Origin of the sequence: Pseudonocardia phyllosphaerae, from assembly GCF_046546475.1 — a bacterium.
GTDB classification, from domain to species: Bacteria; Actinomycetota; Actinomycetes; order Mycobacteriales; family Pseudonocardiaceae; genus Pseudonocardia; species Pseudonocardia phyllosphaerae.
In genome coordinates this window covers 135,483-147,779 of the sequence record NZ_JBKGXS010000006.1, presented here as the reverse complement: position 1 = coordinate 147,779, position 12,297 = coordinate 135,483, and the positions used below count along the sequence as shown (strand labels likewise).

Sequence of the window (12,297 nt, the reverse complement as noted above, 5' to 3'; positions counted from 1 at the left end):
TCAGTCCCGAGGATCGTCGGGTTCGAGGCCGTGCAGCGGGAACGCCGCACGGCGCGTCTCGAGGATCGAGGAGTCCACCCGGTCGGAGAACGCGCCGCCCCACCGCTCGAAGGACGGGTCGGCGCCGTCGGTCATCGACACCGGCAGCGGCGCCCGGGTGAGCTGCGACGCCGCGGCCGTCCAGTCCGCCGGGATCGTGGTGTCGGGATCCACGTCGCGTTCCAGCGCGATCCCCAGCAGGTGCGTCCACGACCGCGGCACCACCCGGTACAGGGCGTAACCGCCGCCACCGAGCACGAGCCACTTGCCGCCCGCGGTGGTCTCGGCCAGCTCGCGCAGTGCCAGGTAGATCGCGCGCTGCCCGTCGAGGGACAGCTCCAGGTTCGCCAGCGGGTCCTCGGAGTGGGTGTCGGCACCGCAGTCGGTGACCAGCACCTGCGGGCGGAAGCTCTCCAGCAGCGACGGGACGACGGCGTGGAACGCCCGCAGCCAGCCCGCGTCTCCGGTCCCCGGCGGCAGCGACACGTTCACCGCGTAGCCCTCGCCGTCGCCGCGCCCCAGCTCACCGGCCCAGCCGGTGTGCGGCCACAAGGTCAGCGGGTGCTGGTGCATCGAGATCGTCAGCACCCGCGGGTCGTCGTAGAAGGTCTCCTGCACGCCGTCGCCGTGGTGCACGTCGACGTCGACGTAGGCGATCCGCTCGTAGCCCTGATCGAGCAGCCAGGCGATCGCGACCGAGCAGTCGTTGTAGACGCAGAACCCGCCCGCCTTGTTCGGCATCGCGTGGTGCAGCCCACCGGCGAGGTTCACCGCCCGGTCGGCGCGGCCCTCGGCGATCTCCCGGGCCGCGGCGACCGAGCCGCCCGCGATCAGCGACGCGGCCTCGTGCATCCCGAAGAAGATCGGGTTGTCCTCGGTGCCGAGCCCGTGGCCGACGCCGAACGGGATCTCCGGGGCCGACTTCACCGCGGTCTGGTACTCCGGGGTGTGCACCCGGGTCAGCTCCTCGGCCGTCGCCGCCGACGGCTCGATCAGGTCGACGCCGTCGAGCACCCCGAGTCCGCGGGCGAGCTGCATCATCAGGTCGAGCCGCACCGGGTTGAGCGGGTGGTCCTCGGAGAGCCGGTAGGTGAGGAAGTCCGGCGTCCAGATGACCGAGGTGCGCGCGCTCATGACCGCCGACCGTAGGTCAGCGGGACGCCCCGGTCACCCCCGGCGACGACGCGGAACGCCCCGGTCACGGCGCCTCCCCCGTCGCGACCGGCCGCGCCGGGTCGGCGCTCCACTCCGACCACGAGCCCGGGTAGAGCGCCGCGGGCCGCTCCGGTGTGGTCAGCCCGGCCTCCTCCAGCCCCAGGACCAGCGCGGACGCCGTGACACCCGACCCGCAGTAGACCCCGACCGGCGCCCCGTCCCCGACACCGGCGGCGCGGAAGCGGGCCGCCAGCTCGGCAGGAGACAGCCAGACGCCGTCGTCGCCGGCGTTCCCGCCCGCCGGGACGTTGCGGGCACCCGGGACGTGCCCGGCGCGCGGGTCCACCGGCTCGGTCTCGCCGCGGTAGCGCGCCGGGGCGCGGGCGTCGAGCAGGACGCCGTCGCGGGCCAGGGCGGCCGCGCCGTCGGCGTCGAGGACCGGCATGCCGCCGGGCCGGACGACGACGTCGCCCTCCCCCGCCGGCGCCGGCCCGTCGGCAACGCCGCCGGGAGCAGTCACGTCGGTGCCTGCCACGTCGGTACCGGCCACGTCGGTGCCGGCCACGGGCAGGCCGGCGGACTCCCAGCCGCGGAACCCGCCGTCGAGCACCCGGATCCGGCCGGGCGCGACACCGGCCCAGCGCAGCAGCCACCAGGCCCGGGCGGCGACCGTCGAGTCGGCGTCGTCGTAGGCGACGACCAGCTGTTCCGGGTCGTGGTCGCGGATCCCGGCCGCCCGCAGGACCTGCTGCAGCCGTGCGGGATCCGGGAGCGGATGGCGCCCACCCGGGCCGGGCGGCGACGCCGTGGCGAGGTCGGTGTCGAGGTCGAGGAACACCGCGCCGGGGATCCGGCGGGCCGCGTGGTCGTCGCGGCCGGGAGGCCCGGACAGCCGCCAGCGGACGTCGAGCACCACCGGGTCGGGCCGCGAGCCGGGGGTGGTCGCCGCGGCGAGTTCCCGGGGGCCGATCATGGATCCGGACACGGACGCCATCCTGCCCCGGATGGTCGGGAGATGCCCGGGGCGTTCCCCGGGTAGACTGGGCGCAGAACGAAGGGGCCCCACGTGAACGACCTCATCGATACCACGGAGATGTACCTCCGGACCATCTACGAACTCGAGGAAGAAGGCGTCGTCCCACTGCGGGCACGGATCGCCGAACGCCTCCAGCAGAGCGGTCCGACCGTCAGCCAGACCGTGGCGCGCATGGAGCGCGACGGTCTCGTCGTCGTGGCCGGGGACCGTCACCTCGAGCTGACCGACGAGGGGCGCGGTCGCGCCGTGTCGGTCATGCGCAAGCACCGGCTGGCCGAGCGCCTGCTCATCGACGTCATCGGGCTCGAATGGGAGCTCGTGCACGCCGAGGCGTGCCGCTGGGAACACGTCATGAGCGAGGACGTCGAGCGGAAGCTGCTGCACCTGCTCGACAAGCCCACCGTCTCCCCCTACGGCAACCCGATCCCGGGCCTGGAGGAGCTGGAGATGGGTGCCGAGGAGGCGTCCGCGGCGTCGTCGGTCCCGCCGACTCTCGAGGTCGGGCTGCAGCGGCTCGACGAGCTGGCCCGCCGCGGCGGCGGCAGCGTCGAGATCCGCCGGATCGCCGAGCACGTCCAGATGGACGCCGACCTGATGTCGGAGCTGAAGCTCGCCGGCATCATCCCGGGCAACGTCGTCGACGTCGGCTCGATCCCCCGCTTCGGCGACCCGGTCCCGGTCACCGCCGAGAGCGAGAAGGCCACCGTCGCGCCGCTCGTCGCGCACGCGGTCCTGGTCCGGGCGGTCTGACCGCACCCGGACACCTGCTCCGATCGCCCGTCCGGACTCGTCCGGGCGGGCGATCGGCTTCTGTGCACCCGGCCGGCCCAGCGGCCTCCCGTCCTCCGCTCGGCCGGGCGTGAGAGGCTGCCCACGGCGGATCGGAACAGCAGGAGGACCGGAGTGAAACTGCTCGTCACGGGCGGCGCGGGCTACGTCGGCAGCGTGTGCGCCGCGCATCTGCTCGAGGCCGGACACGAGGTCGTCGTGCTCGACGACCTGTCCACCGGGCACAAGGACTCGGTGCCGCCGGGCGCCGAGCTCGTCGAGGGCGAGCTGGGCGCGACCGCCGGTGAGGTCCTCGGCCGGGGCGGGTTCGACGGCGTCCTGCACTTCGCCGCCCGTTCCCTGGTCGGCGAGTCGGTGGAGAAGCCCGAGCTGTACTGGGACGGCAACGTCGTCGCCTCGTTCCGGCTGCTCGAGGCGATCCGTGAGCACGGCGTGCCGCGACTGGTGTTCTCCTCCACCGCCGCCACCTACGGCGAGCCGGAGGAGGTCCCGATCCGCGAGACCGCGCCGACCCGGCCGACGAACCCCTACGGCGCCAGCAAGCTCGCGATCGACCACATGATCACCTCCTACGCCGCGGCCCACGGCCTCGCGGCGACGAGCCTGCGCTACTTCAACGTCGCCGGTGCACACGTCACCGACGAGCTGAAGCTCGGTGAGCGGCACGCGGTGGAGACCCACCTGATCCCGCTGGTGCTCCAGGTCGCCTCCGGCACCCGCGAGCACATCTCGATGTTCGGCGAGGACTGGCCGACCCCGGACGGCACCTGCGTGCGCGACTACATCCACGTCGACGACCTCGCCGAGGCCCACCTGCTCGCCCTGGCGAACGCCACCCCCGGCGAGCACTCGATCTACAACCTGGGCAGCGGGCACGGGTTCTCCGTGCGCGAGGTCGTGGAGACCTGCCGCGCCGTGACCGGGCACCCGATCCCCGCCGTCGTCGCGCCGCGCCGCGCCGGAGACCCGGCCGTGCTGGTCGCCTCCAGCGAGCAGGCACAGGAGAAGCTGGGCTGGACACCCACCCGTACCGACATCGGGCAGATCGTGTCCGACGCCTGGGAGTTCGTCCGCAGCCGCTGACCGCGGCGCCGACCGGAGCGTGGGCATCAGCGACTCCCGAGCCCGTCGGTGATGCCGCCGGTGTGGTCGTCGCCGGTGTCGTCGTCGGTGCTGTCGTGGCCGGCCGCGCGGGCCTCCTCGGCGAGCCGACGGCAGGCCGCCAGGTCGTCGTAGCGGGCGTCCGCGAGGGCGTCGTCCGCGTAGTCGTCGTCCCCGAAGTAGTCGTCGAACTCGCCGTCCCAGATGTCGCGGTCCCAGGGGTCGTCGTCGAGGTCGTCGTCCTCGTCGACGCCGGCGATCAGGGCGAGGGCGTCGGTGAGGCCGATCCGCCGGGCCGAGGCCATCCGGTTCAGCGCCGCCTCCAGCTCGCACGCGGTCTCCAGCAGCCGGCGCAGACCGGTCGGCCCGGCGACGTCCTCGATTCCCGCGACCGGGGTGACCACGGTGCGCAGCGACAGGGCGACGACCTCGCTGAGCAGGTCACCGGGCAGGTCGGCTCGGGCCCGGTCGACCGCTGCCGTGGCCAGGGCGCCGTCGCCTCGCAACAGTGCGGTCGTGGCCAGCAGCGCCGCGGCGTCCGCCCGCTCCGGCGCCGGCAGCGCCCGGCACAGCACCGCCCACAACTGCTCGGCGTGCGGTGCGTCGTCGCCCAGGCAGGCCCGGAGCGCGTCGTCACGGAAGTCCGCGTCGTCGAGCGCGTCGCGGAAGGCGCGCGCCCGGTCGTCGTCGATCGTGAGGGTGCCCTCCGCCGCCGCGCGCAGGGCGTCACCGAGCAGTTCCGGCGGTGCCCCGCCGCCGGGGTCGGCAGGTAGGGCGGAGTCGCGCAGCCGCGCCCGGCGCTCCGCGTCACCGGGGCCACCGTCGAGCTGGGCCGCCACCGCGGCGCGGTCGGGCAGCACGGCACGGCCGCGCAGTGCGGCCGCGGCCGCCATCGGTCCCGGGGCCGGCACCGTGCCGTGGCAGTCGCAGTGCCGGCCGGGCAGGTCGTAGCACTGCCACTCGTCGCCGGTGTGCGTCCCGGCCGCCCACAGCACCGCGACCGGGGTGATCCCGGCGTCGAGCAGCGCGCGGCGCACCGTGGCGGCCACCTCGCGGCGCGGCGGTCGCGTCGCCTTCCCCCGCTTCCGGACGACGATCGCGATGGCCCGCTCCGGACCGTCACCGGCCAGCGCCGACACCGCGTCGGCGCACACCCTGCGGACCTGCGCCGGTGGTGGCAGGTCGACTCGCACGGTGAGACCGACCTTGCCGCGCTGGTCGGCTCCGGCGGTCCCCACGAGCACCAGCGAGTTCTCGGGGTGGAACCCGAGGATCATCGGGACGGCGGCCAGGAGGTCGTCGCTGCCGGTGATCCGGATCCGCGGTGCGTCCGGCTCCGCCGCCCACGACGAACCGGACACCGGCGGACCGGGCTCCGCGGAACCGGGAGCCGGGCCCGCGGGGCGGCCGGGCTGTGGACGGGAGTCGTCCGGCGGCGGCCACGGCACCCCGGGCAGACCGTCCGGGCCGCGCCGGCGCAACGGGTGCGCGGCGAGCCGGGGATCGGGACCGGTGGGGTCGGGCGGGGCGGGTTCGGACGAGAAGGACGAGGTCATGGCGCCACGGTGGGCCGGTCTGCGACGGCCTGCACCGGGTTGCTCCGGGTGGACGTGCACCGGAAGCTCCACCGGAACGCTGCGGGCGGGGTGTGGACCGGCGGGTCGGCATCCGGAGCAGTCCGGTGGCGCGGACGCCGGGATGTCGGTGCCGGGTGCTTCACTGCGGCGCACCCGTCCGCGCCCTGCCCCGTCACGGACGGTAGGAAGGACCGCATGCGCACCTACCTCGGCGTCGATGTGGGCACCTCGGGCTCCAAGGGCGTCGTCGTGTCCGGCGACGGCCGGGTGCTCGCCCGCGCCGACCGCAGCCACGGGACCGCGTTCCCCCGTCCGGGCTGGGTCGAGCACGACGCCGAGAAGGTCTGGTGGGCGGACTTCACCGCGATCGTGCGGGACCTGCTCGCCGCGGTCCCCGACGCCGAACCCGCAGGTCTGGGCGTCTCCGGGATCGGCCCGACCCTGCTGCCCGCCGACGCCGACGGCCGTCCGCTGCGCCCGGCGATCCTCTACGGCGTCGACACCCGCGCGAGTGCCGAGATCGAGGAGCTGACCGCAGAGCTCGGCGCCGACGAGATCCTCGCCCGCGCCGGAACCGCGCTGTCCTCGCAGGCCGTCGGCCCCAAGTGGCGCTGGCTGGCCCGCCACGAGCCCGAGGTCTACGAGCGGACCGCGCTGTTCCTGATGTGCTCGTCGTACCTGGTGCACCGGCTGACCGGCGAGTACGTGCTCGACCACCACTCCGCCAGCCAGGCAGGCCCGATGTACGACCTGGCCACCGCGGCCTGGGCACCGGACTGGGCCGCGACCACCGCCCCGGGCCTGGAGCTGCCGCGGCTGCTGTGGCCGACCGAGGTCGCCGGCCGGGTCACCGCGGCGGCCGCTGCCGAGACCGGGCTGCCCGAGGGGCTGCCGGTCACCGCCGGGACCGTCGACGCGTGGGCCGAGGCCACCAGCGCCGGCGTCACCTCCCCCGGTGACGTGATGGTCATGTACGGCACCACGATGTTCCTCATCGAGGTGCTCGAGTCGTCGCACCCGCACCCCGCGATGTGGACCACCCGCGGCGTCGTCCCGGGCACGTACTCGCTGGCCGCGGGCATGGCGACGTCCGGCGCGGTCACCGCATGGCTGCGCGATCTCACCGGCGGCGCACCGTTCGCCGATCTCGTCGCCGAGGCCGCCGCGGTCGGTCCCGGCAGCGGCGGGCTGCTGCTCCTGCCCTACTTCGCCGGCGAACGCACACCGCTGTTCGACCCGGACGCCCGCGGCGTGCTCGCCGGGCTCACCACCGGCCACACCCGCGGCGAGGTCTACCGGTCCGCTCTGGAGGGCATCGCGCACGGCGTCCGGCACAACCTGGAGGTCATGCGCGAGGCGGGCGGCGACCCGAAACGCCTGGTGGCGGTGGGTGGGGGCACTCAGGGTGGCCTGTGGACCCGGATCGTCACCGACGTCACCGGGCTCGCCCAGGAGATCCCCGAGCACACCGTCGGAGCCGCGTTCGGCAACGCCTACCTGGCTGCCACGGCGACCGGTGCGGAGCCGGAGCTGGACCGCTGGAACCCGATCGCCGAGCGGATCGAGCCCGACCCGGCCGCGACCGAGATCTACGACCGCTACCACCCGCACTACCGCTCGCTCTACGCCGCGACCCGGGAGACGGCGCACTTCCTGGCCGAGGAACAGCGCCGCGCACACGGGGCGTGACGACCGCTGTTCACACTTCCCCGGTTGCCACGGCGGGAGGCTCCGGTGAGGCTGTCCCCCGACGTGTCCGCGACCTGAGGGGTGACCGGCGTGTACGACTACGACCTGATGGTGATCGGTTCCGGTCCCGGCGGGCAGAAGGCCGCCATCGCGGCCGCCAAGCTGGGCAAGCGGGTCGCGATCGCCGACCGCTTCGACATGATGGGCGGGGTCTGCGTCAACACCGGGACCATCCCGTCGAAGACGCTGCGCGAGGCCGTCCTGTACCTCTCCGGGTTCAGCCAGCGCGAGATGTACGGCGCCAGCTACCGGGTCAAGGCCGAGATCACCATCGACGACCTGCTGGCCCGCACCCGGCACGTCATCGGCCGCGAGATCGAGATCGTGCGGAACCAGCTGCTGCGCAACCACGTCGACGTGCTGACCGGGACGGCGAAGTTCGTCGACCCGCACAGTGTCGTCGTGGAGGGGCCCGGGCGGGGTGACCACAACCGGGTCTCCGCCGCGAACATCGTGATCGCGACCGGCACGCGTCCGGCGCGCCCGGACACGGTCGCGTTCGACGGCGAGCGGATCGTCGACTCCGACCAGGTCCTGCAGCTGGGCCGGGTGCCCGACTCGATGGTCGTCGTCGGCGCCGGAGTGATCGGCATCGAGTACGCGTCGATGTTCGCCGCGCTCGGCTGCCGGGTCACCGTCGTCGAGAAGCGCGACACGATGCTGGGGTTCTGCGACCCGGAGGTCGTCGAGTCGCTGAAGTTCCACCTGCGCGACCAGGCCGTCACGTTCCGGTTCGGCGAGGAGGTCAGCTCGGTGGAGGTGTCCGGAAACGGCACCATCACCAGCCTGGCCAGCGGGAAGAAGATCCCCGCCGACATGGTGATGTACTCCGCGGGACGCCAGGGCACGACCGAGGCGCTGGACCTGCCGGCGGCCGGGCTGGAGGCCGACGCGCGGGGCCGGATCACCGTGGACAAGCAGTTCCGGACCTCGGTGGAGCACATCGCCGCGGTCGGTGACGTGATCGGTTTCCCGGCCCTGGCCTCGACGAGCATGGACCAGGGACGGCTGGCCGCGTACCACCTGTTCGACGAGCCGGTCCGCGAGCTGCACGAGCTGCAGCCGATCGGGATCTACACGATCCCGGAGATCTCGTTCTGCGGGCGCACCGAGGCCGAGCTGACCGCGGCGGCGATCCCGTACGAGACCGGGCTGGCCCGTTACAAGGAGCTCGCGCGCGGCGCGATCGTCGGCGACTCCTACGGGATGCTCAAGCTGCTGGTCTCACCGGAGGACCACACGCTGCTCGGGGTGCACGTGTTCGGCACCAACGCCACCGACCTCGTGCACATCGGGCAGGCGATCATGGGGTGCGGTGGCACCGTGGACTATCTGGTCGACACGGTGCTGAACTACCCGACGCTGTCCGAGGCGTACAAGGTCGCCGCGCTGGACGCCACGAACAAGATCCGTGCCCTGGAGGCGGTGCAGGCCGGGCTGCCCGACCCGTCGTCGGAGGCGCCGCCGACCTCGGCCGGGACGGACGGCGACGCGGCCTGACCGGGCCCGCGCCGCCGCCCGTGCGGGGTGCGCGGCCTAGTGGAACTTGAAGTTGTGCGACAGCAGCCACGGCTTCGGGTCGATCTTCTGCCCGGCCGCGTTGACGACGCCGATGTGCAGGTGCGGCCCGGTCGTCTGGCCGCGGTTGCCGACCTCGGCGATCTGCTGCCCGGCGCGGACCTTCTGCCCGACCGAGACCAGCGAACGGTTGATGTGGCCGTAGATGGTGATCGTCCCGTCGGCGTGCTGGACGCGGACCCAGAGCCCGAACCCGCTGGCCGGACCGGAGCTGATCACGGTGCCGGGCATCGGGGTCCGGATCGGGGTGCCGATCGGGGCGGCGATGTCGAGGCCGTTGTGCATGGTGCCCCAGCGAGGGCCGAAGCCGGACGACACACGACCGCTGACGATCTTGGTGCTGCTGCCGGCGATCGACGGCGCACCGGGCTTCACCGCGGACGGCGCGGAGGCGGCCTTCCGGGTGGTCACGGGCTTCTTCGTCGTGGCCGCCTTCTTCGTCGTGGCCGCCTTCTTCGCCGTGGCCGCCTTCTTCGCTGTGGCCGCCTTCGTCGCCGTGGTCGCCTTCGTCGTGCCGGCGACCGGGCGGCTCGTGGTCGCCTTCGCGCTCGCCTTGGTCCGGGTGCTCGCCGACGTGGCCTGCGCCGGCGTGCTCGTGCGGGCGGCGGGGACCACGGTCGCGGCCTGCGGGGACACGGCCTGCTGAGTGGCTGCCGTGTGCTCGACCGCGGCGGTCGCCGTGAACGCGCCACCGGCGGCCGACGCGGCGTGGGCGACGTCGCCGGCGCCCGGTGCCGCGGCCAGCGAGGCGATGGTGGCCGGGTCCGCGATCGGCGCGGACGCGGCCGCGGCCGGTGCGGCGGCAGTGTCCGGGTTCGCGGTGCCCAGGTTCGCGGAGGCCTGCGCGGTGTCGAGGGAGGCGCCCGGCAGGTCGACCGCGCCGGACGCGGCGTAGGCCGCGCCGGCGATGCCGCCGACCGCGGCCACGGTCGCGGCGACGCGGGTGGCCGGGGAGAACCGGGACTCGGGGACGCGGGCGTGCCGCACGTGCGGTCCGACGGGGAACGCGACGGTCGCGGTCCCGCCGGCCCCCGACACCGCGAACTGCTGCGATGTCAGGGGCGCCGGGCCCGAGCGACGGCCGTGGGGGGAGCGATGCCGTGCCACTGGGTTTCCTCTTCCTTCCGGAGCGCGGAGCGGCGGACTTCCCGTGGGGAGCGGGTGGCCCGTCGGGGTCGGGCCGTATCCGGTTCGTAACCGTTCCGTGATCCGTGGACCACGCTAACCGGACACGAGGGCGCGGCAGAACCCGTCCGAGTGATCACGAGACCACCGTCACCCGTGCCGCGGTGAACGGATCGGGAGCGACCGGTCGTCACCGCCGGTGCCGTTCGGCGCCGTCGACCGGGGTCGGCATTCGAGTGGCACAGCGCCCCGACCTGCGGCGACGACGCCGACGCCCGCCGGGACGAACGGCGCGTCGACCGTCCCGCAGTAACCGGAGGTCACCGGTTCGCAGCAACGGTCACCGTTGACGGTTCCTCCGCGACGTCCGTCCGGGGTACGGGCCCGGGTGTCCCGTTCGGCCCACACGACGGTGCACCAGCCGTATCCGGACTCACCCGGACCCGTGATTGCCGACGACGGCCCGCCCGGGTTGGCTCGACCCGTGACCGTTCGCGTGTCCTGCCGCCGCCCGAGCAGGGCATTCGCCACCGTCGTCCTCGTCGTCGCGACCGCGCTCGTGGCGACCGCCGCGCCCGCGCTCGCCGGCCCCAAGGGCTCCGGCCTCGACTACGTGGCGCTCGGCGACTCCTACGCCGCCGGCGTCGGCGCCGCCCCCGCGCCCGGATCCGGGGACTGCAGGCAGAGCAACTCCTCCTACCCCGCGCTGTGGGCCGCCCGGAACCGGCCGCGGTCCTTCGTGTCGAAGGCGTGCAGTGGCTCGAACGCCGGCGGCGTCCTGTTCCGCCAGGCCCGGGCCGTCTCGAAGGACACCGACCTCGTCACGATCACCGTCGGCGGCAACGACGTCGGCTTCGCTCCGGTGATCGCCACCTGTACCGCGGCCCGTGACGACGCGTCCTGCCTGCGGGCGGTCCACGGCGGCGAGCACATCGCCCGGCTGTTCGCACCGGGCGGGCTGATCTCGGTCATCGTCGCCGCGCGGCTGCAGTCCGCGCACGCGCAGATCGTCGTGCTCGGCTACCCGAAGCTGTACGGGCCGGGCTCCTGCCGCGGCGTGCGCAACGTCCCGAACGCCGCCCGGCGGGCCGCGCTCGACCGCGCCGCCGACGTGCTCAACGGGGCGCTGGCCGACGGGGCCCGGCGCTACGGCGCCCAGTTCGTCGACGTGTCCGGGCGTTTCGCCGGGCACGGGCTGTGCGGCGCGGACCCGTGGCTGACTCCGCCGTCGAAGCCGTTGCGCCGCACCGACTACCACCCGACGGCCGCCGGGTACGCCCGTGGCTATCTCCCCGCACTGAGCGCGGCCGTCACCCGGTCCTGACCTGCGCGCCACCTCGGCGTCACGGTCCGGACGTGCGCAACCTGCAGGGTCCTCGCCGTGCATCCTTCACCCGTCCTGCTCGGCCGGGTGGAGGTCGTCGCACACCGCGGCGCCTCCGCCGACGCCCCCGAGAACACCCTGGCCGCGGTCGACGCGGCCGTCGCCCAGGGCGCGGACACGATCGAGACCGACGTGCAGCGGACCGTCGACGGGCACCTGGTCCTGTTGCACGACAGCGGTCCCGCCCGCACCACCGACGCCCGCACCGCGTACCCGGCGCGCACCGTGCGGGTCGGCGCGCTGACCCTGGCCGAGCTGCGCGACCTCGACGCCGGCTCCTGGTTCGGTGACGTGTTCGCCGGCGAGCGCGTCCCGACACTCGCCGAGCTGCTCGACCGCACCGGCGGGCGCGCCGGGCTGCTGCTGGAGCTGAAGGACCCGGCCCGCCACCCCGGCATCGAGGCGCAGGTCGCGGCCGCCGTCGCCGGGCGGGACGGCGTGACCGTGCAGTCCTTCGACCACGCCGCGATGCGCCGCTTCACCTCCCTCGCCCCGGGGGTCCCCGCCGGATGGCTGTTCGACGCCCGCCCCACCGCGGGCGAGCTGGACGCCGCGGCCGGGTTCGCCGCACAGATCAACGTCGAGCACCACCTGGTCGACGGCGACCTCGTCCGTGCTGTCACCGGCCGCGGGATGACCGCCGGGGCGTGGACGGTGAACGACGAACCGGAGATGCGGCGCCTCGCGGATCTCGGTGTCGCGCGCGTCATCTCCGACCGGCCGCAGGTGCTGCGCGGCGCCGTCGGCGGCTGATCCCGTCCGCT

10 protein-coding genes are annotated in these 12,297 nt (G+C 74.4%); 6 read left to right on the top strand and 4 right to left on the bottom strand.

The genetic code is table 11. From position 1 onward, the window contains the following. Positions 1 to 1,173: an acetoin utilization protein AcuC gene (locus tag ACLE50_RS14355; RefSeq protein ID WP_410944026.1), complete on the bottom strand. Its 1,173-nt coding sequence runs from the start codon at positions 1,171 to 1,173 to the stop codon at positions 1 to 3. 64 nt (positions 1,174 to 1,237) lie between these two features. Continuing rightward, positions 1,238 to 2,167: a sulfurtransferase gene (locus ACLE50_RS14350; protein ID WP_410944172.1), complete on the bottom strand. Its 930-nt coding sequence runs from the start codon at positions 2,165 to 2,167 to the stop codon at positions 1,238 to 1,240. A 93-nt stretch (positions 2,168 to 2,260) separates the two neighbouring features. On the opposite strand from ACLE50_RS14350, the gene ACLE50_RS14345 reads away from it, so the two are divergent. Together ACLE50_RS14345 and galE are read left to right on the top strand one after the other, a co-directional pair. Beyond that, the gene (locus tag ACLE50_RS14345) at positions 2,261 to 2,980 is read left to right on the top strand and encodes a metal-dependent transcriptional regulator (protein ID WP_410944025.1); all 720 of its coding nucleotides are present in this window, start codon (positions 2,261 to 2,263) and stop codon (positions 2,978 to 2,980) included. A 153-nt stretch (positions 2,981 to 3,133) separates the two neighbouring features. Further along, complete coding sequence (gene galE / locus ACLE50_RS14340; RefSeq protein ID WP_410944024.1) at positions 3,134 to 4,102, top strand: UDP-glucose 4-epimerase GalE; 969 nt, start codon at positions 3,134 to 3,136, stop codon at positions 4,100 to 4,102. A 26-nt stretch (positions 4,103 to 4,128) separates the two neighbouring features. Here galE and ACLE50_RS14335 read toward each other — a convergent pair whose 3' ends face one another. Next, on the bottom strand, positions 4,129 to 5,676 hold the full coding sequence (locus ACLE50_RS14335) for a DUF4192 family protein (RefSeq protein WP_410944023.1): 1,548 nt from the start codon (positions 5,674 to 5,676) through the stop codon (positions 4,129 to 4,131). Positions 5,677 to 5,892: 216 nt separating this feature from the next. On the opposite strand from ACLE50_RS14335, the gene ACLE50_RS14330 reads away from it, so the two are divergent. Beyond that, the gene (locus tag ACLE50_RS14330) at positions 5,893 to 7,386 is read left to right on the top strand and encodes an FGGY-family carbohydrate kinase (protein WP_410944022.1); all 1,494 of its coding nucleotides are present in this window, start codon (positions 5,893 to 5,895) and stop codon (positions 7,384 to 7,386) included. A gap of 90 nt (positions 7,387 to 7,476) precedes the next feature. Further along, the gene (sthA, locus tag ACLE50_RS14325; RefSeq protein ID WP_410944021.1) at positions 7,477 to 8,946 is read left to right on the top strand and encodes a Si-specific NAD(P)(+) transhydrogenase; all 1,470 of its coding nucleotides are present in this window, start codon (positions 7,477 to 7,479) and stop codon (positions 8,944 to 8,946) included. A gap of 36 nt (positions 8,947 to 8,982) precedes the next feature. Here sthA and ACLE50_RS14320 read toward each other — a convergent pair whose 3' ends face one another. Further along, a complete protein-coding gene (locus ACLE50_RS14320; protein ID WP_410944020.1) occupies positions 8,983 to 10,062 on the bottom strand; it encodes a M23 family metallopeptidase in 1,080 nt (359 codons plus the stop codon). Between the two features lie 571 nt (positions 10,063 to 10,633). Between ACLE50_RS14320 and ACLE50_RS14315 the strand changes: the two genes are divergently transcribed. Both ACLE50_RS14315 and ACLE50_RS14310 read left to right on the top strand, forming a co-directional pair. Beyond that, on the top strand, positions 10,634 to 11,473 hold the full coding sequence (locus ACLE50_RS14315) for an SGNH/GDSL hydrolase family protein (RefSeq protein WP_410944019.1): 840 nt from the start codon (positions 10,634 to 10,636) through the stop codon (positions 11,471 to 11,473). Between the two features lie 57 nt (positions 11,474 to 11,530). Continuing rightward, positions 11,531 to 12,286 (top strand): glycerophosphodiester phosphodiesterase, encoded by a 756-nt coding sequence (locus tag ACLE50_RS14310; RefSeq protein ID WP_410944018.1) that lies wholly within the window; start codon positions 11,531 to 11,533, stop codon positions 12,284 to 12,286. Positions 12,287 to 12,297: the final 11 nt, after the last annotated feature.

Coding starts and splice junctions, on each gene's coding strand:
- ACLE50_RS14355 (WP_410944026.1), bottom strand. CDS start 1,173: ATGAGCGCGCGCACCTCGGTCATCTGGACGCCGGACTTCCTCACCTAC.
- ACLE50_RS14330 (WP_410944022.1), top strand. CDS start 5,893: ATGCGCACCTACCTCGGCGTCGATGTGGGCACCTCGGGCTCCAAGGGC.
- ACLE50_RS14335 (WP_410944023.1), bottom strand. CDS start 5,676: ATGACCTCGTCCTTCTCGTCCGAACCCGCCCCGCCCGACCCCACCGGT.
- ACLE50_RS14350 (WP_410944172.1), bottom strand. CDS start 2,167: ATGATCGGCCCCCGGGAACTCGCCGCGGCGACCACCCCCGGCTCGCGG.